This window comes from Paenibacillus sp. MB22_1 (assembly GCF_047200555.1).
Lineage (GTDB): Bacteria > Bacillota > Bacilli > Paenibacillales > Paenibacillaceae > Fontibacillus > Fontibacillus phoenicis.
Window position 1 is genome coordinate 1,148,384 of the sequence record NZ_JBLADV010000002.1, and the last position, 25,227, is coordinate 1,173,610.

Consider the following 25,227-nt stretch of genomic DNA (forward strand, 5'->3'; position numbering starts at 1 on the left):
TCAATAAGGCCTTGTCAGCCAAGGTCTGTTTGATCATGCGCTCCATCAGAGTGCGATCTCATTAAACAGTTTGTCAGCGTCAAAAATCGCACATTTTACAATAACAACCAGATTTTCAATCGAGCAATACAAAGCGTCACGGATTCAGGTTAATAGTAAAGACCCATTTTTAACAAAAAAAAGAAATAAACTCCCTAGTATAAAGATCTTTTGGAATGATATGATAAACGCAAAACTGACATGGAGGACGCCGTCCATGCCATCCTATGCCAACAAACAACCTTAATCTCTGAAATTCAGAAAACCGCTCGATTATTTATCGATTGAGAAAGGTTGGATGGAAAGGATGAACACAGTGGCCCCAAAGTTCAGCAGAGATCAAGTGAAAGCCTTCATTAAAGACAACGATTTAAAAACAATGGCGGATGTTCAGTCTGCCCTAAAAGAATTGTTTGCCGACACGCTGCAAGAAATGTTGGAGACGGAGCTTGATCATGAGCTGGGCTATGCTAAGCACGACGTTGCAAATAAGCAGACAAAGAATAGTCGCAATGGGAAGAGCAAGAAGATGATCACCAGTGAATACGGTGAACAGGAGATTCGTGTGCCCCGCGATCGTAACGGTGAGTTTGAACCCATGATCGTAAAGAAGCATCAGTCGAATGTAACCGGCATTGAAGAGCAAATCATTGCGATGTATGCCAAAGGCGTTAGCACTCGGGACATCCAAGATCACTTAGCTCATCTGTACGGCATTGACGTGTCTCCGACGATGATCTCGAACGTGACCAATAAGCTCATCCCCCTCGTTAAACAATGGCAAAACCGTCCGCTGCAAGGCGTGTATGCCGTTGTATTTATGGACGCCATTCATTTTAAGGTGAAGCAGGACGGCACGATCGTAAATAAGGCAGCCTACATGGTCATCGGCATCGATCTCGACGGAAACAAGGACGTTCTCGGCATGTGGATCGGGGAGAATGAGTCCTCGAAGTTTTGGTTTAGTGTGCTCAATGATCTGAAAAACCGCGGCGTTCAAGACATTCTCATTACATGTGTGGATAATCTCACCGGCTTTTCGCAGGCTATTACCGCTTGCTATCCGAATACGGAAATCCAGAAGTGTGTGATCCACCAGATTCGCAATTCAACGCGCTATGTATCCTACAAGGATCTGAAAAAAGTAACGGCAGATTTGAAGCCCATCTACAAGGCTGCAACGGAAGACATGGCCTTAGTAGAACTTGATCGATTCGAGGAGACCTGGGGCAATAAGTATCCGCTGATCGTGCGTTCTTGGCGCACAAACTGGGATGAGATTGCAACTTTCTTCAAGTATCCTCCGGAAATTCGTAAGCTCATCTATACGACCAACATGATTGAAAGCTACCATCGTCAACTACGTAAGGTCACGAAGGGAAAGAGCATATTCCCATCTGACGAATCCTTACTCAAGATGCTTTATCTCGCTACGATGGATGTTACTCGCAAGTGGACAGGCCGTGTCCAGAATTGGGGACAGATCTTGCTGCAGCTCTCCGTTTTCTTTCCGGATCGCATCGGCCCCCATCTACGTTAATTGATTCCGGCATTTTCACTAGGAGTGTTTACACAAAATTCTTGACAGACTCACCAAAATATAAATTACCTTGAGCTTTTGTATACTAAAGTTCAAGATAATTTGTTGATATATACACGTCATAATGGGCTATCTTATACCTCTGAGGGACGCATAACAAATGAGTATACGGAAGACAAGCAATTTGAGATGTTCGCGGAAGCAGTGGGCGCTAAATAACTTCAGCATCCATGACTTGGACCATTTCAAAGTAACCCGGAGTGGAATTGGGCGCAATTCCACAATCCGAAGGATTTGGCGATTTCGCTAAGCCTCGAGGCATCCGAGCTGTTGGAGAATTTCCAATGGAAATCGTCTGAAGACGCGGTATCGCAGAAAAAACAAGAAACCGCCGACGAACTGGCCGACGTGCCTGATCTACTCGATTTATCTGGCCGATGCGCTGGACCTCGACATCGAAGACATCATTCGGAACAAAATGCGGCGGAACGGCGCCAAATATCCGGTGGAGAAGTCTTTTGGCAAGATGACCAAATATAACGAGCTATAGGAGTGCGGGACGTCGCCGGCCTGATCGAAGCCGCCGCGAACAACTGGTATCTGAAGCAGCTCGGCTACAGCGCGGTAGATGAGTTTATGAAGCGGATCGAGGAGGAGATAGGGTCGTAGGGTCTGCTGGCGAGCTCCTATGATCCCAACGAACCCAATGGTGAGTGAGGGAGGTTCAACGCAAAGATGTTGTGGAAAGTGAACGGAGTCAGCGTGCTGTATGCTTTTTCTCTATGTGTTCAAGTGGAGCTTCTGATGAATGTGTATCGGCTGGAAAGAGTCACTGGAATCGCCCATATGGATCGTTATGTTCCTGTGGCGGTGCTCCTTCTCTTTGTTCTGTTCTCCATCCTATCTTATGTTCTGACGAAGTTCCAGCTGAGCCCAGGAAAACGAAAGTACCTAACAACGATCTTGTGGATTCCTTATTTCCTGCTGTTCATCAAAGGATTTGCCTCTGCCTATCCGATCACCGATCCCCAAGAGGTGCCGCTTCCGGGGATGGGGTTGGTCATGATCGCGGCGTGTGGGTTGTATCCGTTCTATATTGCGGGTTTGATGTTTTGTGAGGATCTTAGAGCAAGAGAGGTCTGGTAGTGTTTGGCAAGGTTTAGTATTAAGCAGTAAGAAATGGGTTTAGAGGGACACATTTTTAGGAGATTAGAGAAAATTTAAGGTGCCTCATAGTAATTAAATCTATTTGCATTTTATTAATCCAAAATCTACCATAAAAAATTTTTTTAAAGTTATAAAAACTATTTTGCCTGTTACGCAATCAAAAACTAATTTTGGGTGATTGAATTATATCCTTATAATTTTAAATTCGTAGATGGAGCTTCTCCAATAACATTAATTTCGAATATGAACTGTCGAAAATTGACACATTTTTTCTAATAAATGATTCTTTAATCCCATATAAAAACATCTTTTTTTCGACAAATGACAGTTATTTACTTTGTTATAATATATATAGGATTATTAAAAAGTCATAAAGAAAGATAGAAAGGAGGGGTGTAAGTACCTAGGGCATGAATGTTAATAACTTAAAATTATTTAAGGAGCCATTCCTGTAATGAATTAATTTGAGGTTTGAACGAAAAAAGCGCCTCCTGTATGCTGGGTCTTGGAATGTGGACCATTCACTGCCCTAATTAAGAGGAGGACGCTCACTATGAAGTATAAGCAATCGAAGAAGCAGAATCAACGGATTACACAAATTACCGAAGCTACACTAGTGGTTGGAGCAGACATTGCAAAAGAAACCCATGTAGCACGCGGGATCGACTTTCGGGGAATCGAACTTGGCAAAGAATGTGTGTTTAGCAATAACCGCTCAGGGCTGACTAAACTGGTATCGTGGATGAAGGAGCTACAGTGGCAACATGCGAAGACTGATGTGATCTTCGGCATCGAGCCGACCGGACACTACTGGTTCCCGCTAGCGGAATTTCTGCAGCACGAAGGGATTAAGGTGGTTATCGTCAATCCTCATCATGTGAACAAGAGCAAAGAGCTTGAGGACAATTCCCCGACGAAAAACGACTATAAAGATGCCAAAGTGATCGCAGATCTGATCCGCAATGGGAAGTACACCGAACCGAAATTCCCGAAGAGCGTCTATGCGGATTTACGCATCTTGATGAACCTGAGGGAAAAAGTGATGGGGAACTTTGGGCAAGTCCAAAGGCGGATTCAAAACTGGCTGGACCGTTTCTTCCCGGAATACCAACAGGTGTTCAAAGACTGGGAAGGGAAAGCATCGCTCATCACACTGACAGATTTTCCAACACCGCAAGACGTCGTATCTCAAGGCGCCTATACGATTCTGAAGCGTTGGAAGCAGGATGTGAAACGAGCTGTAGGCATGAAGCGAGCGGAGAAACTGGTTCAAGCCGCCAAGTCTTCGATCGGACTTACCGAGGGTCTCACTGCAGCCAAAATCGAATTGAAGGCTTTACTGGAGCAGTACGACTTATTTGCTCGTCAGCTAGAAGACATCATGCAACAGGTGGAACAACTACTGGATCGGGTTCCCGGTTCTGAAGAGATGTTGACGGTACCTGGAGTCGGAGTGGTGACACTGGCTGGTTTCCTGGCGGAAGTCGGGGATCTGCGAGGCTACGATCATGGCCAACAGATCATACGACTTGCCGGATTCAATCTGAAGGAAAACAGCTCCGGCAAGAAGAAGGGCAAGTCCACGATCACCAAACGTGGACGATCCCGGCTACGGGCGTTGCTGTTCCGGGCTGTCATGCCGATGGTGGCAAAAAACGCGGAGTTTAAGGCATTACATCAATATTACACGACACGCACAAACAATCCGTTAAAGAAGAAACAGTCCATTGTAGCCCTGTGTGGAAAACTCATTCGAGTCTTATTCACATTGGGGACAAAACAAATGTGCTACAACCCTATGGATGTTCTGGGGCCGGTACGCCAGTCTCAGCTTCGGATGGCAGCGTAAAACGAGATTCAAACTTTCAGCGTTTGCATACGACGAATAGGTTATAAACAACGACAACAGAAGCACGGAGCAGCCGCAAGGAATTATTCCATAAGGGCAACGACCCAGTAAAGGAGCAAGAAGCGGCGTCCACCCCTTGAGAGGCAGGACGAAGGAATGTGAGGGCTATGACCCAGTGTGACATGGGAGGGTAAGCCGTCAAGGGAATGGTGTGGATATCCAAGGTGCGAACATACCGATGTTATCCATAGATTGGAAAATGGGTTCCAAACTCTATTCCTGCCATCGGCTCCACCAGAAAAATATGTCATATAAACATAATATCTCCATCTCTCGAAAACGTCGAAGTTGAAAATCTAAGAAATCGTAAGCAAATGAAAGAAAACATTAATTTATAGTGGGAGGAACCATGAAAAAAGAAAAAGTTATGGTGGTTGTTTTATTGCTAATGACAATTTTAGGTTGTTCTTCAAAAGATAATCTTACAAAAACGAATGACATGATAAAAGAATATATTGATACTGCAAAAGTACCAGTTATTCAGGGTTTGGAAGTAAAAGAAGTCCTTGTTAATCTTGACAAAGAGACAGAAGAAGGGCTCCGAAATACTGTCATTATTTCGTACACGGATGAGAAGGGAAAACTCACTAAAAATGTAAATACGGATTCAAACGTATCGATAATTTATGGTCCTTATGATGGTGAGAAAGTTTTAACGATATCCATAAGCAAAGTTGAAGTTGAGCACGCTAATGAGATGCAAACTAAAAATATAAATAACCTTGAGCTATTGTATACAAAAGTTCAAGATAATTTGTATATTTATACACGTCATAATGGGCTATCTTATACCTCTGAGGGTCGCATAACAAATGAGTATACGGAAGACAAGCAATTTGAGATGTTCGCGGAAGCAGTGGGTGGATGGTAATTAACTTCAACTAACCAGGGTCTGTAAAATAAACTGTGTAAACTCTCTAACCAATCTATTAAACTAGGAGAAAGGTTGGATGGAAAGGATGAACACAGTGGCCCCAAAGTTCAGCAGAGATCAAGTGAAAGCCTTCATTAAAAACAACGATTTAAAAACAATGGTGGATGTTCAGTCTGCCCTAAAAGAATTGTTTGCCGACACGCTGCAAGAAATGTTGGAGGCGGAGCTTGATCATGAGCTGGGCTATGCTAAGCACGACGTTGCAAATAAGCAGACAAAGAATAGTCGCAATGGGAAGAGCAAGAAGATGATCACCAGTGAATACGGTGAACAGGAGATTCGTGTGCCCCGCGATCGTAACAGCTCTCCGTTTTCTTTCCGGATCGCATCGGCCCCCATCTACGTTAATTGATTCCGGCATTTTCACTAGGAGTGTTTACACAAAATTCTTGACAGACTCAGATCTTACAGGAAATGAAATTAATTCCTGGGTAATTTCAATGTTAAAGTAAATTTGCTACTTAAGTCCAGCGGTATGATGTCAAGCTGTTGATTTAATCGAATTGGAAATTTCCCGTGCCTGTTGAGCGCGGAGTCACGAAAAAAGGGCGCATCAAACCAAACCCAGCCAAAAACCATGTCAGATACCAGATTTTTACTTGGAATTGTAAAGGACTTTGGGCAAAGGGGGCGTCAATCCTTCGCAGTCGTTACCTTCTTCCGTGGCGTGTAGAGTTGGCCGCTGCGTAGCAGCACATCGACCAGACGCACGAGTTTTCTTGCCGTTAAGACGAGGGCGCGTTTGTGTTGATTCTTGGGCACTTCGTGATACTTCTTCCGGTAATATTCACCGAATTCTTCATCGCGCATCCTAACCGAGTTGGCAGCTTCAACGAGGTAGTAGCGCAGGAATCGGTTGCCGGATTTGATGCGGGCGGTGTCCTCCGCCTCGAAGACGCCGGACTGGTGCCTGCGCCACGTCAGACCCGCGTACTTGGCGACGGCGGCTTGATCCTTGAACCGTTCAATATCGCCGAGTTCGCCGAGCAGACCGGCTGCATAGACTTTGCCGATGCCGGGCACTGACAGCAAGCACTGAGCGCCTTGAATGCCGTCGAGGACCCGCTCGATCGCTTTGTCGAGATCCTTGAGCTGCTTCTGGATGCTGCGGATGGATTCGATGGAGGTGCCGAGCACCAGGTCAATCGAATCCTCCACGACCTTGGACAGCCGATAGGAGGCGCGGGCAGCTTGCTGAATGCAGCGGGCGACCCGCTCGGGATCGGGGAAACGATTGCGTCCCTTGTCCCGCAGATAGTCGGCCAGATCGGCCACGTCCATCTCGGCGATGTCATCGAGGCTGAACTTCTCGGAGAGCATCTCCATGAGCGCATGGCCAAACACGGAGCTGTCGACCTCGGTTGTAAACGCACTGCACTTGTAGAACAGGTTCTGCAAGAAGTACTGCTTCTCGCGAGCCAAGTTATGGACCAAGTGGAAACGCATGCGCGTGAGGCGTTGAAGGGCGACATACTGCTCCTGCATGACGATGGTGGTCGTCAGGCGGCCGAAGCGCAGGCGATCCGCAATGACCCAGGCGTCGAGCCGGTCGGTCTTGTCCATATCCGCATAGGCTTCTCTGAACTTGCTGATGAGCTTGGGGTTCAAGGTGAACACCTTGGCCTTGCGCTCTCGAAGCGCTGGATCCTGATGCAGGTACATGGCAGGGTGCCAGCTGTAGACGGAAGTGGCTTCCAAGCCGATGTGAATCTCGGTGACGGCCAACTTGTCCGCTGCAGCGACGATTTAGTCACGCAAGTGCGAGGCGCCATTCAAATTGTTTTTGACGGTGAGTGTCTCAAGCTTGTCACCGTCAGCGTTCATGAAACACGCTTCGAGCTCTTGCGAGCTCACGTCAATACCGACAAAAAGCTTCAAGTGAAATTCCTCCTTTCGCTAGGGATTCAGGGAATGGACGCTCCGGGATGCCTCCGGCGCACGCGCAGATCTATCACCCTCGCGTATGAGGACACACTTCGGGCCATGAGCTGCCCCGGATCTGCTAAAACCGGGCATGGGATGCCGAAGGGAACAGCCAGCGGGTAAGAAGCTCAGACGCGTACCGGAGAAACAGACTTAAGGAGTAGACGATGCTACTGGAGGCAGAAGGATTTCCCCGAATGGACCCTACGTTCCATTGTCCAGAGGCATACCGGAAAGTCCAGTCCCTGATGGAATTTTCAAAGAACAAGCTGGAAATTTGGAGGCTGTTTTCCATCCCCCGGGGGGATGGAAATGAACCTAAAAGAGCTTTTTAAAGATACTATACGAGGATACAAATCTATGGAATTTCTACTTGAAACCACTTGAATAAACTGCTCACTAACAAACCGTTTGCAACAAAATCAAAACGATTCAAGAATGACCTCATTAGATTGCATTCCTTCAAACCTACCGGAGCTCAAATTAACAAAAAAGTCGGCTAGGAGTAAGTTATCCAAAGCCGACTATTTTTCGAATAATAAATTCTAACTAGGGTGTATCTTCTAACAGCTTACTTTCTCGATTTTTGCCTCGTGACTTCTGATCACTTATCACGGGTAAGGATATCCGAGCGTATCATTTACATAAGGTCGATATATATATGAACCTTTATATATATCAGCACCTGCTTCTATATCTGTGTCTAAAATTAATAAACGCGATTTCCCCTGTCCTCCTTTAGATGGAGTAGAGACATACCATGTATTAGTAACAGCGTCTGAGGTCCAAGAAACTTTAGTACTCTCTACTTTTAAGGTTGGTGGGAAAGAGATGTCAAGGCCTGTGCCATTAAATGTATATGAGTATCTAACAACAATTTTATCTGCATTTCCAGATCCTGCGTAAGAAGCTAAAATCGCTCCATCATTTATTACTACTCTATTTTCCGTAATAGGAGCTAAATAAGCTTCTTCATTAAATCCGCTAATACTCCATTGAATCTTCCCGTCTCTATCCCAATTTTCATAGAACTCATTCCAATCATGTTTCCATCCTTGTGTCGAAAATTCTTTTCCTCTATCTCCCATAATATAGTTATTTGTATATTCAGCGATCTTCTCTTTGTTTTTAACATTAGTAGGTATTGTGTAGTAAATTGATCCATCATTGTTTTTCCAAGTAACTAACTCAAAATTTTCTCCTTCGTAATTTAATTTTTCTGTCTTAACTATAATAGGAGCAGATTCTTGACCATCAGCTGCAGAAATAACACTTACAGGTAGCATGCTAGCAAACAACAACAATACAGTAATAACTTTTAACAACTTCATTTTCTTCTTCCTTTCGTTTTTAATTATATCAATTGTTAAATTGATATCTTAAGTATTTTATATATTTGATCATATAACCATTTATTTAGCTCATCTTTATGTGCTATTTTTAGGTTTAATTGTTTCATTGTTTTTATGCTTAGGTACGTAGTTAAACTATCAGCCCGCTCCCCTATTCCATATAGTGGAAACGCCCCGTTCTTAAGTTGAGTTGAAAGCAAATAGTTTTCAATCACTTTTTTATTTACACTTAAACCAATATTTAGTGAATTATTTATATTTATCACTGTATCAAATTTCTCGATGCTGTCTGGGTAATCAGGATAAATCCCCTTTATTTTTTGAGTTAATTCAATAAGTTCAGTATCAGAAAGCAGATCTATATCATACCTATTTTCCAAATAAGATATAATATATAAAAAACTTCCATCTGATATCAGGTCAGGATTATTAAAATTAATGATATTTTTAGTATTCTGTTTAATCCAATTTAATGCAGTATCGGTCTGTCGATTTCTAATTTCGAAATAGCTAAATATATCAAGTGCCATCTTGGTATTTAATAAATAACTACTCATATTACCTGAAGTACTTTCTGATAAATTACTCCTAAAGAAACCTTCTTTACTCTGCATTTCCTCTAATAAATCAAGGATTAATTCCTTCTCTTCTCTAGGGCAATTAACCTTATGTTCACTCAAAAGCTCTATGTATAACCAAATATCATACAAAAGTCCCACTAGCCTTGCACCAAACCTGACATGAGAAATTACAGAAAAATTGTTTGTAAAATATCCTAAATATGGTTGCTATTACTGGTATTCTTCTGGTTGCTCATAAAAAAATCTCCTATTGTTAAGGTGTAGGCATGTTACCCACTCCATAACAGAAGGAGACCATAGCATGGGTAACAATAACTCAAAATCAGTCATTTGTAAATGCCTAAATTTGCTGAATGTCGGAGAATACCGCGGCCTGCTTGCCGACCATCGCACTCGCAAACTTACAACCGGTAAAGCCATTCAGATTTTTGTGGAGTCTCAGCTTGCAGGGCGTACCAGCTATGATGAAATCTCGGAACACCTTCGCATCATGCCGGATCTGCAGGACGACCATCTGAAGTCGATCAGTGCCTCTCAGCTTTCACGAAAGATCAAGCAACTCCCGACGGATCTGTTACAAGCGATCTTTCTCTGCAACATCGCACGCATCCAGGAGATCACCAAGCAGAAGCAAGGGATCCCGAATATCGGCAAGCTCCGGATTCTCGACTCCACCGTGCTTACCTTGCCTACCCTAGCTGGACGCTGGGCGTACTGGAGCAAAGAGCAAAATGCGGTCAAGATCCATACCCAGCTCGTGGTGGCCGATCGCGAAACGGTGTTTCCCGGCAAGATCATCAACAGCACAGCGGCGGTGAGTGATCAGGAAGTCGCTCTTGATCTGGTGGTGGCGGACGATGCGATTCATGTGATGGATCGCGGGTATATCCAGTACGAGCTATATGAATCGCTGATTCACCAACAGATGAGGTTTGTGGCCAGATTGCAGACCAAGAACAAGGTGACCATCCTCCATCAGCGAGCGGTTCCTGAGGGTTTTCCCATCACGATAGATGCGGACGTCGAGATCCAGTGGAACGATAAGCAGAAGCAGACGCATTACCTCCAAGCCCGACTGATCGAGTTTACGGATGAGCAGAAACGGACCTACCGCTTGCTGACCAATGTGCAGGATCGCTCTGCCCAAGAGATTAGCGAGATCTACCGCTATCGATGGTTGATCGAGTTGTTCTTCAAATGGATCAAGCAACATCTGAGGCTGGTGAAGATCTACAGCGCAAACCAGACCGCCATCTGGAACCAAATCTATCTGGCGTTGATCGCGTACAGCTTGGTGCTGTTGATCAAGTTAGAGATGCAAACGGATCTAAGCTTATGGCAGATCTTGAAACGCATGCGCTTATATGCTGAGCGATCGTGGGAAGAGTTTCAACAAGCTGTGTTACGACCGCCGTCTCGGCCATCCAAAGGCCGGCGTAAGAAAGGGCGGCCAGGAAGGCCGAGAAAACATCCGTTGAAGCTCAAGAGCGTCAAGATGGTACTAGAGTAACCGAACGATTCATCTACTAATTTTTGGTAACATGACTACACTTCACGTCCTGTTACCCTTTTAGCACATTGGCGGGAAATAGAAATGGAAAATTTTAATACAATAAGCTGATATAACTAATATTAACAATTAATTAAATACCATGTCACTTTAGATGCAAGGCTAGTGCAAAAGTCCAGGATTACTTCTTTGTAAATAACCATCAGAAGATATATCTTTTATTTTTGTAGATATTGTTTGCTTTTTATTGTCATTAATCAGATATAAGGTTTGAGATAAATAATAGAGATTATATAAATCAACACTTGATATCTGGCTTTTATTATATTCTTGTAGACTATTAGGTGCGTCGGGATCTACCTGACCTTTAGATAAATAGAGTATTAAAATAGCCAAGAAGATCAAAATACTAAAAGAGGTAATAATACCGATTAACTTTTTTTTCATAACTACGTCACCTATTGTCAAATATCTGTTGATTTTTTTTGTTATAGATTTCAACCGAAGAACTTCCTGTTGAGCCTTCATCATAATCCCCAGAAATTATGTAGCTTCTTTTCGGAGCTTTAATCTTTAATCGATGCCACTTTCTTTGATTAAATGTTGCATATATATAGCTGCCTTCTTGGAGAAGTTTATTATCATTAATTTGTATCATTTGGTAGGGGAAACCCGTTCTAACTCCAAAAACTTGGACAGGATTACTTGGATCCTCATTGATCATTAAATCCATATGATAGTCTAGCCTTTTATTAATGACTCTTAATGTGCAAGCTCCTAAAGTGGTGCCTCTTTTATAAAAAACATAGGCGAAAGGTTTTTCATATTCGTTATTTACTTTTACATCAAGTATCTCAATATTTTCAGCACTCTTAAGCTGTTCAATTTGGATGTTATTTATTTTACTGTATGATTCTTGTTGTAATAGAAAAATAATATATATAATTGAAAAGGAACACACGAATAAAGCTCCTAGAACATACCACTTTTTAAGCATACAAAGGATCACCCAATTACACATACATATTTTCTAATATATCCCAATGTTAACTCTATTTACTTTAATAGTAAAGACCCATTTTTAACAAAAAAAGAAATAAACTCCCTAGTATAAAGATCTTTTGGAATGATATGATAAACGCAAAACTGACGCGGAGGACGCCGTCCATGCCATCCTATGCCAACAAACCAGCCTTAATCTCTGAAATTCAGAAAACCGCTCGATTATTTATCGATTGAGAAAGGTTGGATGGAAAGGATGAACACAGTGGCCCCAAAGTTCAGCAGAGATCAAGTGAAAGCCTTCATTAAAGACAACGATTTAAAAACAATGGCGGATGTTCAGTCTGCCCTAAAAGAATTGTTTGCCGACACGCTGCAAGAAATGTTGGAGGCGGAGCTTGATCATGAGCTGGGCTATGCTAAGCACGACGTTGCAAATAAGCAGACAAAGAATAGTCGCAATGGGAAGAGCAAGAAGATGATCACCAGTGAATACGGTGAACAGGAGATTCGTGTGCCCCGCGATCGTAACAGCTCTCCGTTTTCTTTCCGGATCGCATCGGCCCCCATCTACGTTAATTGATTCCGGCATTTTCACTAGGAGTGTTTACACAAAATTCTTGACAGACTCTCATTATTCAAGATGGACTTTCCCTAATTTACTTGACACGAAGTTAAGACCAATCTGTTATGAATGTTGTTTTTCATATTCCACTGGGCTCATATAACCCAATGCGGAATGCATTCTTTTCGTATTATAAAACATTTCGATGTACTCGAAGACTGCATTTCGCGCTTCCTTTTCATTGGTGAACTTTCTTGTTTCCGGCATCAGTTCGCGTTTTAACGTTTTGTAAAAGCTCTCCATCACGGCATTGTCATATGGATCTCCCAAGCGGGACATGCTGAGGATGGCTCCATGTGCTGCCAAGGTGCTTTGGTAACGTCGGCTTGTATATTGCGAACCTCGATCCGTATGTACAATCAGTCCTGCTGACGGACGTTCCCTTCCAACGGCTTGCAAAAAGGCGTCTATCACCAACTGTTCGGTCATTCGGGTGTTCATTGCCCAACCGACAACTTTCCTTGAAAATACATCAAGATAAGTGGCCAGATAGAGAAATCCATGCTGAAGGGGAAGGTAAGTGATATCTCCAACCCAGAGCGTGTTTTTCGTTTGGGCTTCAAACGCACGTTTCACTAAATTGTCCATGATTCCCGATCCTTTTGATTTTCGTCCGATCCGACTTCGTTTTCGATAAGAAACGGCAGCCAGTCCCATCCGCTGCATCAGGCGAGCGACACGGTTCTTGCTGGTAAACAAGCCGCGTTTGCACAACTCTAAAGCGATCCGGGGACTGCCATATCGACCCTTGAATGCTTTGTACACTTGCAAAATGGCTTCCTCGAGAATTTCCTGGTCGATGGTTCGTTGACTTTTTCTGCGTTTCTTCCAGTCATAATACCCTTGGGGGCTGATTCCAAGCACTTTACACATGAGCCGGACGGGATAGGTTTTTACGTGGCTTTGAATAAACCGATACTTGGCTACTCGGGCTCCTTCAAGAATGCCTGAAACTTTTTTAAAATCTCATTCTCCCTTTCGAGTTCTTCCAAGCGCTTTTGTAGCCGTCTGATTTCGAGATCCTTGTTGGCGATTGGTTTCCCGTTACCTGTAAATGCTTCATCACCGTGTGTTTGATATTCATACACCCATCGGCTCAGCATCGTAGGAAGAATGCCTAAAGCCTTCGCAACATGGGAGACCTTCTTTCCTTCATCCATGATCTGCATCACGGCAGCTATCTTGAAGGCTTTGTCATACTTTTTACGCACCATTGAAAAACACCCCCTTTACACAAAGTTATCCTTAGTCTTAACTCCGTGTAAAGAGGATTGATGAAAGTCCAAGAATTGGTGATTTTTTTCTTCTTTTTAACATTCAATAAAAACGGAGCGTCCAGCGGTCAGCTTTCACTGACTTTTTGGACAGCCCCTTCGGTTGCAAAATGCACAAATGACATAAACATTATCCCATTCCCGTAGTCGCTTTTACCGCAACCAAACAATTATACAAACACTCGCTTGACTTGTAAATATAAGGAAAACTTAATCTGATCAGTGCACATTTACTTCTGACAATACAATTCCTTCTTCAAAGGAGTTCACTTCGTTGTGCCAACGAAGAATAACATTCTTTAAGTTCTTATAATTGGGAACTTTGTTTTTTGTAACTAAAGGAACTACTTCATTAACATTAAAGTAATTGATTTTCTTTATTGTATTAGAGGGATTAAAATTCCCATTATCTCCTTTGTAATTAATCTCTACCTGCAATTCAGATACTTTTTCATTTCCAATGTACTTGACAGTAGGGTTTTCGATGTAATGATTCCCTTCCTTTGTGAATCTTATAGTCACTTCCCAATTTTTTGATTTTCCAGAGTATAATGCTTCACTTATAGTCGTCGATCTACTATTTATTAACAATAAACAGGCAACAATTAAAACAATACCGAATACAATACTTGATAACATAACTTTCCTTTTTCTTGATAATTTAATCAATTTTTTCGCCACCCTAAATAATGTCGAAGACAAGCGAATTGAATGCAAAGTTCAATTCGCTTGTCTTGTGATAAAAATTAGTAATTTTTATGATACCAATCCCATTGATAGCCATAATCATTAGAAGAGTCATAAGCCCAATCATAAGAAATACCGACGGAAGGTCCAGACTTATCAAATGACAAAGAGCCATTAGCAGCCAAATATTTATGAAAATATTTTCCTACAATAGAGGAAGAGTCGATTTTTCCACTTCCATTATGGGCTTTTCCAATTTTTATTTGCGACCATCCTTTATTACGATCAACTATAAAGGTTGTCCCATTTTGCTGAAATGCTTGTATTAAATTTACTGACCATCCAATTCCTGCTCCGGGAGTATACGTGTTATATCCAGTAATTTGGTTTCCGGCAGTTTCGGCACGTATTGCTGGATTTGATTGGCTAAATCCAAAGGTTTTATAAGAATACTTAGCTGTTGATGGATATGCATCGAAGTCATCTGTCCATGCTAGTCCCCATTGATCATCAGAAGTAAAAGTAGGTCCATAATTCCAATCCCAATTGTAATTTACCAAAAAATCAACTTTTCCAGCTGCTGCAGTAACTTGACTCAAAGAGATCATATGAGTAAAATTTGTGCCAAGTTGTTGCGTAGTTATTTCACCGTCACCAATGTAAGAGGATTCTGCGTAATGACCAGCATACGAACCATTTTGTGCAACTATATCCTTCTTTTGTTCAAGTTCAAGATTTTGAATTACAATAATAGGATATCCGTGATCTTGAAGATACTCGTTTAATCGTGCTAATAATTATTGAGGCTTTTTATGATTCAGCTGGCCAGCTTATCACCAATTTCTTACAATTATATTTTTTCATATATTGGGCGTTTTTTCAAGTTATTTTTAATATTTTACTATTATTTATAGACTATACTATTATTTGGGATTGTTTTGACTTTTTTATCCAAAAATATTTCAGGATGATAATACTTTGCTTCCTCGTTATTTTGCTATTGGTTTGCTAAGTTAAGAATCCGACCCTGCTAGTAAGTAAGTTGATGTGGAGGTATGGTCTATGGAAGATTGCCAGAATGAATTGGACATGTTTCAAGCTGCTCTTGAAATTGAGTCAGTAAGCTGGGCACGGGAACACGCATCTTTCAGCTACCAATACTAAACAGCGAAAAGCCCCTTTTTCTGCCCCCGCCAACGGTTGAGGGCTTTTCTTTTGTAGATGCGTACGCACATGATATTTGAAGAAAATTTCTCGCAGGTCTCAATCTTTTATCTTTCACGGTCTGAAGGAAATCGCATGATCAGGCACTGGTGGGTGGCTACATGATAAAATAAAAAGGACGGCATGTTCAGTTGCCTCTTCAATTGAGCAAATGCTATTCCTGTAATTTGTTGTCACTGTCTACTCGTCACATGTGGGGTGCTGTACACTAAAATCGGGATGGATTTTATTGCAATTTTCTATCATCCGAATGTTGAGAAAGATAGTCCTTTAAGAAACATGTTCTATTTCATAAAAAGAAACATTGATTCCGCTAACGGTGAATGATAGCCCAATTAACCGTTCATTGTTTAAATAGACCTATCTACCGTCAGTACTCATTCCATGTGGTGTAATTCAAGGGAATTAACAATTGGGGGACTGTTTTATGAAAACCGTATTTTTGGTAAAGCCGAGTATAGAATATTAAGACGAATACATTGATTTCAACGAGGAATGGAAGTCTAGCGGGGAATCATATAATAAATTCGTGCTGAACATCATTAACCCAAACAGATACGTACACGTCATTAGATACACATAATACAAAATCAGAATATTACCATCTTTTTTATTCACATTTATGGTATCTTCATAAGAAAATAGATTGAGTCGTTTCTTCTTTACTTCCATTAGATCTCCTAAGTAGTTATTTTTCTGTCTCAACTATCAAAATTATTTTCTGATACTAATCTAATTTTCTAGCTGAAACTAACAAACTAACAGTTCACTGGTTATGGGATTTATATTTAAGTTTGGAAACGTAGACTATAATTTTCTGTTATATTCACAGCATTGTTTATTTTTCCATTACTTATTTGTAGAACTCGGTCAGTACTATAGATGATTTTTTTGTGATGTGTTGTATAAAGAATAGTCGAGTCATTACATTCTCTACGAAAGTTTTCCCATACGATTTGTTCTGTCAAATCATCGAGCCCGGAAGTAGGCTCATCTAAAATGATTAGTTGCGGTTTAGATAAGATTATTCTTGTCAATTCAAGACGTTGTTTTTCTCCTTTAGATAGGGTGTTTTTATCGACTAAGGTATTTAATTCCTAATTGCTTCAAAGCTGTCAAAATAAAGATTAAATTTAGATTGTTTGTACATCGTAAGCAATCTCCTAAATTCTGGAACTCATTAACTATTATTTTGAACCAACAAGTAATTCATATCAACACATTGAATGTGTTTTTAATTTTACAAATTAGTGAATATTTCCATATTTAATGACATTATTCAGTAGAACAAGAACCGATCAATCCGATAAGTAGAACATTCTCTTTTCAATCCAAGATTTGCTCTGCTCTTCATATTCAGGAGTATTTATCTTGTCCTGATGAGGTATTCATATTTTTTCACTAAAACGGCAACACTCAAGACTCCGAATCCAGAAGAAGCAGAAAACCGGCCCCCTCGGACCGGCTGATTCAGGCTCCATATAGCTCGTCCACCCTTACCTCACAAACCGCCCGTTGCACACAAATCGCACCGTTTCCTGACGTTGGTTCGTGTTCACAATTAGATAAGGATAGAAAAGAATGGGGGCAACCACAGTTCAAGCGTTATTCATTCACATGACCCGCATTGGGGCGCAAGCCTGTCCATTCTTTTCTTAGTTCAAAACAAACCTCGCTGATTATATTGAATTTTACAACCCATTCGCCAGCGGCGGCTTCCGCGTTATTGCTTAGTCACAAGCTCCAGCTCGACCGGAATCGAGCTTTCTACCTGCTCGCCTGCGGCCACTTTCATCGCCGTTTCGATCGCCTTCTGGCCGATCAATTCCGGCTTTTGCGCTACCGTAGCCGCCATCGTGCCGCTATTCACGGCGCTTACCGCGTCGTCCGTGGCGTCGAAACCGACGACGATAATGTCTTTTTTGCCTGCGGCTTCAATCGCCTGCAGCGCCCCGAGCGCCATTTCGTCGTTGTGGGCGAATACCGCCTGAACGTCGCTGTTGCTTTGCAAAATATTTTCCATAACCGTCAGCCCTTTGGCCCGGTCAAAATCGGCCGGCTGCGAAGCGACGACTTTCACGCCGTCTTTGCCGTCCACGGCGCTGTGGAAACCTTCGCCGCGATCCCGCGCTGCCGATGTGCCGGCAATGCCTTGCAGTTCAACGATGTTCCCTTTGCCGCCGAGTTTTTCGAGAATGAACTCCCCGGCCATTTTGCCGCCCGCTACGTTGTCGGAAGCGATGTGCGATACGACGGTGCCGCCGTTTGCCGCCCGGTCTACCGTAATGACCGGAATATTGGCGTTGTTGGCCGATTCTACCGCCGTCACGACGGCGTCGCTATCGGTAGGATTAATGAGGATCACATCCACTTGTTGCTGAATCAAATCTTCGATGCCGCTGATTTGTTTCGAGGTGTCGTCTTGCGCATCGACGACGATCAGTTCCGCGCCGGCGGCCTGAGCCGCTTTCTCCGCTCCTTCCTTCAAAGTGACGAAAAACGGATTGTTTTGCGTGGAGATCGACAAACCGATTTTCACTTTGCCGCCGTTATCCCCCTTGCCAGCGGCATTCCCGGCGTTGCCTGCCGTCCCGCCTTCATTCCCTGTCGTGCACGCGGCAAGCAAGAGAAACAAAGCAAGCGTTAGCGGCCATACGATACCATACTTTTTCATTTTTCCAGGCTCCTTTTCGTTTAATTTTGCGCTTTTACGCTGTTCTTGTTTTCGAACGGTCGAGAAGCACCGCGATCAGAATGACAGCCCCTTTTACGACTTGTTGATAGAACGACGATACGTTAAGCAAGTTCAGACCGTTGTTCAGCACGCCGATAATGACGGCGCCGATCAATGTCCCGACGATCCAGCCTTTGCCGCCCGACAAGCTCGTTCCACCAAGCACGACCGCCGCGATGGCGTCCAGCTCATAAGAGACGCCTGCCGTCGGCTGCGCGGAGTTCAACCGCGAGGTGAGGATGAGGCCGCTGATCGATGCCAGCAGGCCGCTGATCGAGTAGACCAGCAATTTGACTTTGGATGTGCTAATCCCCGATAGCCATGTCGCCTCCTCATTGCTTCCGACCGCGTATACGCGCCGGCCGAAAGTAGTATGTTTCAGAATGATGTATACCACTGCAAACGCGAGAACCATCCAAATAATCGGTGTCGGTATTTGCAGAAAGTACCCTTTTCCAAGCAGAGCAAAATCTTTGTTTAAGCCGGTAATCGGCTTCCCGTCGGTGTAAACGAGCGTAAGTCCGCGGTAAATCGTCATCGTAGCCAGCGTGACGATAAACGGAGCCAGCCGTCCTTTCGCCACGATAAGCCCGTTGACCGCGCCCATAGCCGCTCCGGAGGCAATCCCGACGGCCACGGCCAGCCAGGTGTTCATTCCGCCGGCCATAAGCCCCGCCGTAAGCGCACTGGATAGAGCGAAAATGGAGCCGACCGATAGGTCGATGCCGCCGGTCAGAATAACAAAGGTCATCCCGAACGCAATCAGAGCGTTGATCGAGACCTGGCGAAGCACGTTAAGCAAGTTGTTGACCGTCAAAAAATTGTCGGCAAAAATCGACAGCGCGATCATGATGAGCGCCAGCCCGATAAGCGGCCCGATCCCTTGCAAGTTGAACCGTTTCAACGTTTGGGCGCCCGGCGTTTTAGCTAGCATATTGTTCTCCTCCCCCTGTGGCACAGATCATAATTTTTTCCTGCGTTGCCTCTTCTCTCGTAAAATGCCCCGTCAGCTTTCCTTCATGCATGACCAGAATTCTGTCGCTCATGCCCAGAATTTCCGGAAGCTCGGACGAAATCATCACAATCGCGACGCCCTCGGCCGCAAGCTTGTTCATCAGATCGTAAATTTCCTTTTTCGCACCGATGTCCACGCCTCTTGTCGGCTCATCCAAAATGAGCACCTGCGGATTCGTCGCCAACCACTTGCCGATGACGACCTTTTGCTGATTGCCTCCGCTAAGCGAGCCGACCGCCTGCGCGCCGCTTGACGTTTTGATGCGAAGCCGCTGAATCATCGTGTCCGCCAGTTCCCGTTCCTTGGCCTCGCTGAGAAATCCGCCGTTTGAAACCGCTGTCAAATTGGTCATCGACAAGTTGTCGCGGACGCTCATTGCAAGAAGCAGCCCTTCGTCTTTCCGGTCCTCCGTCACTAGCGCCAATCCGGCCCGGATCGCATCGCTCGGCTTGCGGATTTGCACCTTCTTGCCGTTGATGGCAATCGTTCCGCCGTCGATGGGCGATACCCCGAACAACGCTTTGGCCAGTTCCGTGCGTCCCGCTCCCATCAGGCCGGCGATGCCAACAATTTCACCAGCCCGGACGGAAAAGGAGATGTCGTGCAACACACCTTTTTGCGAGAGGTTCTCCACCCTAAGCTTCTCTTCGCCAAAATCGATGTGCGCTTTAGGGAAACGGTCCTTGATTTCCCGGCCAACCATCATTTTGACGATTTGATCCATGTTCGTCTCGGCCACCTTCTCCGTTCCGACATAGCGGCCGTCCCGCATCACCGTAATCCGGTCGCAAATCTGAAAAATCTCCTCCATCCGGTGCGAGATGTAGATCATCCCAACCCCTTGCCGCTTCAAGGAAGCGATCACCTGAAACAGCCCTTCAATTTCCCGGTTCGTCAGCGCAGCCGTCGGTTCGTCCAGCACCAAAATTTCCGTATTCATCGACAGGGCCTTGGCGATTTCGACCATCTGCTGCTGGCCAACAGACAATTCTCCGACTATGGCCTCCGGAGGAATCATCAGCCCAAGCTGCGACAAATACCGGGCCGACTCCCGCTTCATTTTGCGCCAATCGATCAGCCGGGTGGGGCCAAGCGTAAATTCCCGTCCGAGAAAAATATTTTCCATCACCGTCAAATGCGGGATCAGATTCAGTTCCTGGTGAATCATCACGATGCCAAGCTCCTGCGCGGCCGACGGCGACAAAATGGACCGCTCCTTGCCCTTAACCCGCACCGTTCCGCTGTCTTTCGTATAGATGCCGTTTAATATTTTCATCAGGGTCGATTTTCCAGCGCCATTTTCCCCCATCAAGGCGTGCACTTCGCCGGCTTCAAGCGTAAATTTCACCTGCTCCAGCACTTTTACGCCGGAAAAGCTTTTGTCGATTCCTTCCATCTCCAAAAGCGGCGTATTCATCTATAGCCCCCCCATCCTAAAAAATGACTCCCGCGTGCAAAATTACGTTGGCGTACGGCGTACATTCGCCGGTACGAACGACCGCTTTGGCCTCGCGGGTCAACTGCTTGAACCGCTCGTGCGTTACGTTGCCTTCGGCCGCCCCGTCAAGCAGAAGCGCCGTCTTTTCGTACAATTCCGGGCTGGCCTCCTTCATTTCAGCGGCGACCGTGTACCGCTCCACCTGCATTTCCTCCAAAATCGTCTCCAGCGTCTCCACATATCCGGGCACCCCGCGCTTCAGCGCCAGATCGATCCGTCTTACGCCGGGAGGAATCGGCAGTCCGCAATCGGCAATGACGATGGTGTCCGTATGGCCGAGTTCGCTGATCACTCTTGACAATTCGCTGTTGATGATTCCGATTTTTTTCATCGCTCATTCTCCTGTCTTGGTTTTCAGCTTTGCGGCGAACCGCTCCGCTTCCGCTTCGGAAGGCATGCCCGCCTGAGCGCCGAATTTCGTAACGGAGAGCGCGGATACGAGCGCCGCATATTCAACCGCTTCGCGCAAGCTCCGTCTCTTAGCGAGCGATACGGCCAAACCGGCATTGTAGCAGTCACCCGCTCCCGTCGTATCCACCACCTTAACCTGATGGCCCGGGACGGTTCGCACCTCGCCGTCCTCCGTCAAATAAGCGGAACCGTCCGCTCCAAGCGTCGTAATAATGTGCTTAGCTTCCATCTCTTTCATACGCCGCATCGCCGCCGCAAGCTTTGTCCCGTCCGCATCCATACCGGTGTAACGGCTTAGCTCCGTACGGTTTGGCGTAACGTAGTCGACATAGCCGAATAATTCCGGCGGCAAAGGCTGCGCGGGCGCGGGATTCAGCACGACCGTCTTGCCGAGCGACTTCGCTTTCTGCGCCGCGTAGAAGACGGTGTCCACCGGAATTTCAAGCTGCAGCAGCACGATATCCGCCCGGCGAAGCTTGTCTTCGTTCTCATCGATGTCCTCCGGGCTCACCCGGTAGTTTGCGCCGGGCACAACCACGATGCTGTTGTCTCCTTCCGCGACATAAATCGAAGCTACGCCCGTCGTGCAGCCGGGCAGGCGCTTCACGCCGCTGATGTCAACGCCATCCTGCCGCAGAGCTTCGAGCAGTTCCCGGCCAAAAGCGTCCTCGCCAACCGCGCCGATCATCGCCGTCTCCGCGCCAAGCCGCGCCGCCGCAACCGCCTGGTTCGCTCCTTTCCCCCCGGGGATGAAGCGAATCTGTTCGCCAAGCAGCGTTTCCCCAACCTGCGGATGCCGGCGCGTTTCCACCACAATATCCATATTCAAGCTGCCAATGACCGCCACTTTCGGTTTATTCATCGCACTCTATCCTTCCTGAAAATTGGGTATCTTTATCTTATTTAGGATCAAACGCCAACGTCGAGTCTCTGGCGATCAGCTTCACGTCAAGCTCGTAAAGCCGATCCTCCTCCAGCGTGCCTTCGATCTTCTTGATCAGCAGGCGCGAAATCAGCGCGCCCATTTCATAAATCGGCTGCGCGATCGTCGTCAGCTCGGGCACCGTAATTTCCGTCGTCTGGATGCCGTCGAAGCCGCACAGCGCCACCTGCTTGCCAACTTTGATGCCCATGCGGTTAAGCGCTTTCAATGCGCCGATCGCCATCAGATCGTTGCCGGCAAAAATGCCGTCGATATCAGGGTGACGCCGCATCAGCCGCTCGGTCGCGTTCATCCCGCCGCGAATCCGAAAGTCGCCTTCTTCAAGCAAGGTCGGCGTGTACCAATTAAACCGCTGCACCTCCTCTTCAAAGCCGATCAGCCGCTCCTTTCCGGTGATCAAATGCTGCGGGCCGTAGATGTGGGCGATTTTCCGGCAGCCGATCTCAAGCAGATGCCGAACCGCCATCTCCGCGCCTTCTTTGTTTTTTGATCGGACGACGCTGGAGCTTTGCTCCGACGGGCCGCGGTCCAGGCAAACGTAAGGAATGCCGAGCTTGGTCAGCATTTCCGCATCGCCGGGTCCAAACGTCTGGGAAGCGAAAATAAAGCCGTCGATATATTTCTTCTTGAGCGTTTCGATATATCGTCTTTCCTTATCCCCCTGATCGTCCGAATTGCCCAAAATCACCGTATATCCGTAAGTGGCGGCGACGTCCTCCACCGCTCGGGCCAGATCCGAGAAAAACAGGTTCGAAATATCCGGCAAAATGAGCGCAATCGTCTTCGTCTTCTTTCCGGCCAGCCCCCGCGCCACCTGATTCGGCGCATAATCGAGCTTCTCGATCGCGGCTTTGATCGACCGCTGCGTTTCCGCGTTGACATAACCGCTTTTGTTCAAATAACGCGATACGGTCGAGACGGACACGCCAGCCAATTTGGCCACATCACGAATCGTTGCGATAACAATCCCTCCCGCCGCTAAACATGGTATCGGTACCACAAAAATTTAAATAACATATTACGGAAAATTTATACATATAGAATTAAGATTTGTTATTTGAATGTGGTAACGGTACCACATTTCTTGCTGTAAATATACCATGCCGGCGAAAAAAAAGCAACCCGGCTTGTCGAATCCACAAACAGCAGGTTGTAATCTTCGTTTTTAGCGAGGTGCCATGGTTACTATTAAAGATATCGCGCGGGTCGCCGGCGTCTCGCATACCACCGTATCAAGAGCGCTGAACGGAAACCCGCTGATCAAAAAAGAGACTCGTGAGTGGATTGAAAAAATCGCCGCCGAACTAAACTATATTCCCAATTACAGCGCCAAAAGCCTGGTGATGAAAAGGTCCTATACGATCGTCCTCTTCAGAGAGACAAAATCCCCCAAAATTGTGAACCTCTGAACCCATTTCTTACTGCTTAATACTAAACCTCGCCAAACACTACCAGACCTCTCTTGCTCTAAGATCCGCACACAACGTCAAACCCGCAATATAAAACGGATACAATCCACACGCAGCGATCATGACCAACCCCATCCCCGGAAGCGGCACCTCTTGGGGATCGGTGATCGGATAGGCGGAGGCAAACCCTTTGATGAATAGCAGGAAATAAGGAATCCACAAGATCGTTGCCAGGTATTTTCGTTTCCCCGGGCTTCGCTGGAACTTCGTCAGAACATAAGCGAGGATGGAGAACAGAACAATGAGCAGGAACACCGCCACAGGTACATAACGATCCATATGGGCGATTCCGGTAACTCTTTCAAGCCGATACACATTCATCAGAAGCTCCACTTGAACAAATAGGGAAAAAGCATACAGCACGCTAACTCCATTCACTTTCCACATCATCTTTGCGTTGAACCTCCCTCACTCACCATTGGGTTCGTTGGGATCATAGGAGCTCGCCAGCAGCCCCTACGACCCCATCTCCTCCTCGATCCGTTTCATAAACTCATCCACAGCGCTGTAGCCGAGCTGCTTCAGGTACCAGTTGTTCGCAGCGGCCTCGATCAGGCCGGCGACATCCCGGCCGGGTTGGAGCTGGATTTCGATGTGCGGGATTTGGACCCCTAAGTATTCCGTACACTGCGGCACCGTCTCCAGTTCGTTGTTGAGGGCATGTTCCTGCCACGGCACCAGCTCGATATCCAAGACAATCCGTGTCTCATCCTGAAAAGCCCGACGTCCATACTGCCGTACCACGTTGATCAGCCCGATGCTGCGTAGAGCCAGGAATTCGCGGGTCGTTTCGTTATGGGTTCCGAGCAGCGTGGTTGGGCTTAATTTTTTTAACACGACAATATCGTCTGCGACCAAACGGTGCCCTCTGCGAATCAGGGTATGCGCTGTTTCGCTCTTGCCGATGCCGGACTTGCCGCGTAGCAGGATGCCGATCCCCGAGACGTTCACGCACACCCCATGGATCGAGATCTCCGGAGCCAGCGCCTTAACCAAATAACTGTCCAGCTTGGCGATAAACTCCGTCGCTGTCTCTTCCGTACGCAGCAACGGAATGCCTTCCTCCTCGCAGTACAGCTCTAAATATGGAATCTCCTGCTGCCCGGACGTCACGATAAAGCACGGAGGGTGATATTTCACGATGTTCCCGATCCGCAGCTTGCGTTCCTCCACGCTTAACGTCAAGAGGTAGTTGATCTCCTTACGGCCCAACACCTGCACCCGATTCATTGGAAAAAAATCGAAATATCCCACGAACTCCAGCCCCGGCCGATGCGTCCGAGGACGAGTAATCTCCCGATCCATCCGTTCCGCCCCTGCGAGCACTTCCAATTTAAACGTGTCCACCAGCTTCTGTACGGTAATCGTCTTCATCTGATTCTCCTCCTTC

Annotated in this window: 22 protein-coding genes and 6 pseudogenes; 10 read left to right on the top strand and 18 right to left on the bottom strand. The window is 45.8% G+C overall.

What is annotated here, in order from left to right:
• Window positions 1–346: 346 nt before the first annotated feature.
• The 7 genes and pseudogenes from ACL02P_RS17185 to ACL02P_RS17215 all read left to right on the top strand — a co-directional run.
• A complete protein-coding gene (locus ACL02P_RS17185; protein WP_412837771.1) occupies window positions 347–1,579 on the top strand; it encodes an IS256 family transposase in 1,233 nt (410 codons plus the stop codon).
• A gap of 264 nt (window positions 1,580–1,843) precedes the next feature.
• A pseudogene (locus ACL02P_RS17190) lies at window positions 1,844–2,129 on the top strand (nucleotide pyrophosphohydrolase); the annotation flags it as partial.
• A gap of 5 nt (window positions 2,130–2,134) precedes the next feature.
• Window positions 2,135–2,248 (top strand): annotated as a pseudogene (locus tag ACL02P_RS17195) (HPr(Ser) kinase/phosphatase); the annotation flags it as partial.
• A 66-nt stretch (window positions 2,249–2,314) separates the two neighbouring features.
• Entirely contained in the window at window positions 2,315–2,725 is a 411-nt protein-coding gene (locus tag ACL02P_RS17200) for a hypothetical protein (RefSeq protein WP_260070400.1), read from the top strand.
• Between the two features lie 574 nt (window positions 2,726–3,299).
• Window positions 3,300–4,595: an IS110 family transposase gene (locus ACL02P_RS17205; RefSeq protein WP_387803091.1), complete on the top strand. Its 1,296-nt coding sequence runs from the start codon at window positions 3,300–3,302 to the stop codon at window positions 4,593–4,595.
• 409 nt (window positions 4,596–5,004) lie between these two features.
• Window positions 5,005–5,526, top strand: a complete 522-nt coding sequence (locus tag ACL02P_RS17210) for a hypothetical protein (RefSeq protein WP_323078218.1) — start codon at window positions 5,005–5,007, stop codon at window positions 5,524–5,526.
• 88 nt (window positions 5,527–5,614) lie between these two features.
• A pseudogene (locus ACL02P_RS17215) lies at window positions 5,615–5,887 on the top strand (transposase); the annotation flags it as partial.
• A gap of 335 nt (window positions 5,888–6,222) precedes the next feature.
• Here ACL02P_RS17215 and ACL02P_RS17220 read toward each other — a convergent pair.
• The 3 genes and pseudogenes from ACL02P_RS17220 to ACL02P_RS17230 all read right to left on the bottom strand — a co-directional run bounded on the left by ACL02P_RS17220 (window position 6,223) and on the right by ACL02P_RS17230 (window position 9,583).
• Window positions 6,223–7,467, bottom strand: a pseudogene (locus ACL02P_RS17220) (IS110 family transposase).
• 656 nt (window positions 7,468–8,123) lie between these two features.
• The gene (locus tag ACL02P_RS17225; RefSeq protein WP_412837772.1) at window positions 8,124–8,843 is read right to left on the bottom strand and encodes a hypothetical protein; all 720 of its coding nucleotides are present in this window, start codon (window positions 8,841–8,843) and stop codon (window positions 8,124–8,126) included.
• Window positions 8,844–8,878: 35 nt separating this feature from the next.
• Window positions 8,879–9,583, bottom strand: coding sequence for a hypothetical protein (locus tag ACL02P_RS17230; protein WP_412837773.1), 705 nt, complete (start codon window positions 9,581–9,583; stop codon window positions 8,879–8,881).
• 163 nt (window positions 9,584–9,746) lie between these two features.
• Here ACL02P_RS17230 and ACL02P_RS17235 point away from each other — a divergent pair, with 163 nt between their 5' ends.
• Window positions 9,747–10,955, top strand: coding sequence for an IS4 family transposase (locus ACL02P_RS17235; RefSeq protein ID WP_009224685.1), 1,209 nt, complete (start codon window positions 9,747–9,749; stop codon window positions 10,953–10,955).
• Between the two features lie 162 nt (window positions 10,956–11,117).
• Here ACL02P_RS17235 and ACL02P_RS17240 read toward each other — a convergent pair whose 3' ends face one another.
• Together ACL02P_RS17240 and ACL02P_RS17245 are read right to left on the bottom strand one after the other, a co-directional pair.
• Window positions 11,118–11,402, bottom strand: coding sequence for a hypothetical protein (locus ACL02P_RS17240; RefSeq protein ID WP_412837774.1), 285 nt, complete (start codon window positions 11,400–11,402; stop codon window positions 11,118–11,120).
• A 7-nt stretch (window positions 11,403–11,409) separates the two neighbouring features.
• Complete coding sequence (locus ACL02P_RS17245) at window positions 11,410–11,952, bottom strand: hypothetical protein (RefSeq protein ID WP_412837775.1); 543 nt, start codon at window positions 11,950–11,952, stop codon at window positions 11,410–11,412.
• Window positions 11,953–12,213: 261 nt separating this feature from the next.
• Between ACL02P_RS17245 and ACL02P_RS17250 the strand changes: the two are divergent.
• Window positions 12,214–12,486: pseudogene (locus ACL02P_RS17250) on the top strand (transposase); the annotation flags it as partial.
• Between the two features lie 159 nt (window positions 12,487–12,645).
• On the opposite strand, the gene ACL02P_RS17255 reads toward ACL02P_RS17250, so the two are convergent.
• The 11 genes from ACL02P_RS17255 to ACL02P_RS17305 form a co-directional block, all read right to left on the bottom strand.
• On the bottom strand, window positions 12,646–13,527 hold the full coding sequence (locus tag ACL02P_RS17255; RefSeq protein WP_311202262.1) for an IS3 family transposase: 882 nt from the start codon (window positions 13,525–13,527) through the stop codon (window positions 12,646–12,648).
• The gene (locus tag ACL02P_RS17260; protein WP_035300391.1) at window positions 13,506–13,796 is read right to left on the bottom strand and encodes a transposase; all 291 of its coding nucleotides are present in this window, start codon (window positions 13,794–13,796) and stop codon (window positions 13,506–13,508) included. The genes ACL02P_RS17255 and ACL02P_RS17260 overlap by 22 nt, the downstream gene beginning before the upstream one ends.
• Before the next feature lie 279 nt (window positions 13,797–14,075).
• The gene (locus ACL02P_RS17265) at window positions 14,076–14,525 is read right to left on the bottom strand and encodes a hypothetical protein (protein ID WP_260070404.1); all 450 of its coding nucleotides are present in this window, start codon (window positions 14,523–14,525) and stop codon (window positions 14,076–14,078) included.
• A 77-nt stretch (window positions 14,526–14,602) separates the two neighbouring features.
• Window positions 14,603–15,151: a hypothetical protein gene (locus ACL02P_RS17270; protein WP_412837776.1), complete on the bottom strand. Its 549-nt coding sequence runs from the start codon at window positions 15,149–15,151 to the stop codon at window positions 14,603–14,605.
• A gap of 1,404 nt (window positions 15,152–16,555) precedes the next feature.
• The gene (locus ACL02P_RS17275; protein WP_412837777.1) at window positions 16,556–16,804 is read right to left on the bottom strand and encodes a hypothetical protein; all 249 of its coding nucleotides are present in this window, start codon (window positions 16,802–16,804) and stop codon (window positions 16,556–16,558) included.
• Between the two features lie 686 nt (window positions 16,805–17,490).
• Window positions 17,491–18,441 (bottom strand): ribose ABC transporter substrate-binding protein RbsB, encoded by a 951-nt coding sequence (rbsB, locus tag ACL02P_RS17280; protein WP_009223461.1) that lies wholly within the window; start codon window positions 18,439–18,441, stop codon window positions 17,491–17,493.
• Window positions 18,442–18,475: 34 nt separating this feature from the next.
• On the bottom strand, window positions 18,476–19,435 hold the full coding sequence (locus ACL02P_RS17285; protein ID WP_009223460.1) for an ABC transporter permease: 960 nt from the start codon (window positions 19,433–19,435) through the stop codon (window positions 18,476–18,478).
• Complete coding sequence (locus ACL02P_RS17290) at window positions 19,425–20,933, bottom strand: sugar ABC transporter ATP-binding protein (RefSeq protein WP_009223459.1); 1,509 nt, start codon at window positions 20,931–20,933, stop codon at window positions 19,425–19,427. Before ACL02P_RS17290 ends, ACL02P_RS17285 begins: the two co-directional genes overlap by 11 nt.
• Before the next feature lie 16 nt (window positions 20,934–20,949).
• Window positions 20,950–21,345: a D-ribose pyranase gene (gene rbsD, locus ACL02P_RS17295; protein WP_412837778.1), complete on the bottom strand. Its 396-nt coding sequence runs from the start codon at window positions 21,343–21,345 to the stop codon at window positions 20,950–20,952.
• A gap of 3 nt (window positions 21,346–21,348) precedes the next feature.
• Window positions 21,349–22,287: a ribokinase gene (gene rbsK / locus ACL02P_RS17300; protein ID WP_412837779.1), complete on the bottom strand. Its 939-nt coding sequence runs from the start codon at window positions 22,285–22,287 to the stop codon at window positions 21,349–21,351.
• Window positions 22,288–22,324: 37 nt separating this feature from the next.
• Entirely contained in the window at window positions 22,325–23,311 is a 987-nt protein-coding gene (locus tag ACL02P_RS17305; protein ID WP_009223456.1) for a LacI family DNA-binding transcriptional regulator, read from the bottom strand.
• 235 nt (window positions 23,312–23,546) lie between these two features.
• On the opposite strand from ACL02P_RS17305, the pseudogene ACL02P_RS17310 reads away from it, so the two are divergent.
• A pseudogene (locus ACL02P_RS17310) lies at window positions 23,547–23,741 on the top strand (LacI family DNA-binding transcriptional regulator); the annotation flags it as partial.
• A gap of 75 nt (window positions 23,742–23,816) precedes the next feature.
• On the opposite strand, the gene ACL02P_RS17315 reads toward ACL02P_RS17310, so the two are convergent.
• Window positions 23,817–24,227: a hypothetical protein gene (locus ACL02P_RS17315; protein ID WP_339300713.1), complete on the bottom strand. Its 411-nt coding sequence runs from the start codon at window positions 24,225–24,227 to the stop codon at window positions 23,817–23,819.
• A 66-nt stretch (window positions 24,228–24,293) separates the two neighbouring features.
• Window positions 24,294–25,211: an HPr(Ser) kinase/phosphatase gene (hprK, locus tag ACL02P_RS17320; RefSeq protein WP_260070448.1), complete on the bottom strand. Its 918-nt coding sequence runs from the start codon at window positions 25,209–25,211 to the stop codon at window positions 24,294–24,296.
• Window positions 25,212–25,227 lie beyond the last annotated feature (16 nt).

Excerpts from the sequence above, each read along its gene's own strand:
- ACL02P_RS17185 (WP_412837771.1), top strand. The coding sequence starts at position 347 with ATGAACACAGTGGCCCCAAAGTTCAGCAGAGATCAAGTGAAAGCCTTC.
- ACL02P_RS17200 (WP_260070400.1), top strand. The coding sequence starts at position 2,315 with ATGTTGTGGAAAGTGAACGGAGTCAGCGTGCTGTATGCTTTTTCTCTA.
- ACL02P_RS17205 (WP_387803091.1), top strand. The coding sequence starts at position 3,300 with ATGAAGTATAAGCAATCGAAGAAGCAGAATCAACGGATTACACAAATT.
- ACL02P_RS17210 (WP_323078218.1), top strand. The coding sequence starts at position 5,005 with ATGAAAAAAGAAAAAGTTATGGTGGTTGTTTTATTGCTAATGACAATT.
- ACL02P_RS17225 (WP_412837772.1), bottom strand. The coding sequence starts at position 8,843 with ATGAAGTTGTTAAAAGTTATTACTGTATTGTTGTTGTTTGCTAGCATG.
- ACL02P_RS17235 (WP_009224685.1), top strand. The coding sequence starts at position 9,747 with ATGGGTAACAATAACTCAAAATCAGTCATTTGTAAATGCCTAAATTTG.
- ACL02P_RS17240 (WP_412837774.1), bottom strand. The coding sequence starts at position 11,402 with ATGAAAAAAAAGTTAATCGGTATTATTACCTCTTTTAGTATTTTGATC.
- ACL02P_RS17245 (WP_412837775.1), bottom strand. The coding sequence starts at position 11,952 with ATGCTTAAAAAGTGGTATGTTCTAGGAGCTTTATTCGTGTGTTCCTTT.
- ACL02P_RS17260 (WP_035300391.1), bottom strand. The coding sequence starts at position 13,796 with ATGGTGCGTAAAAAGTATGACAAAGCCTTCAAGATAGCTGCCGTGATG.
- ACL02P_RS17270 (WP_412837776.1), bottom strand. The coding sequence starts at position 15,151 with ATGATCTCTTTGAGTCAAGTTACTGCAGCAGCTGGAAAAGTTGATTTT.
- rbsB (WP_009223461.1), bottom strand. The coding sequence starts at position 18,441 with ATGAAAAAGTATGGTATCGTATGGCCGCTAACGCTTGCTTTGTTTCTC.
- ACL02P_RS17285 (WP_009223460.1), bottom strand. The coding sequence starts at position 19,435 with ATGCTAGCTAAAACGCCGGGCGCCCAAACGTTGAAACGGTTCAACTTG.
- ACL02P_RS17290 (WP_009223459.1), bottom strand. The coding sequence starts at position 20,933 with ATGAATACGCCGCTTTTGGAGATGGAAGGAATCGACAAAAGCTTTTCC.
- rbsD (WP_412837778.1), bottom strand. The coding sequence starts at position 21,345 with ATGAAAAAAATCGGAATCATCAACAGCGAATTGTCAAGAGTGATCAGC.
- rbsK (WP_412837779.1), bottom strand. The coding sequence starts at position 22,287 with ATGAATAAACCGAAAGTGGCGGTCATTGGCAGCTTGAATATGGATATT.
- ACL02P_RS17315 (WP_339300713.1), bottom strand. The coding sequence starts at position 24,227 with ATGATGTGGAAAGTGAATGGAGTTAGCGTGCTGTATGCTTTTTCCCTA.
- hprK (WP_260070448.1), bottom strand. The coding sequence starts at position 25,211 with ATGAAGACGATTACCGTACAGAAGCTGGTGGACACGTTTAAATTGGAA.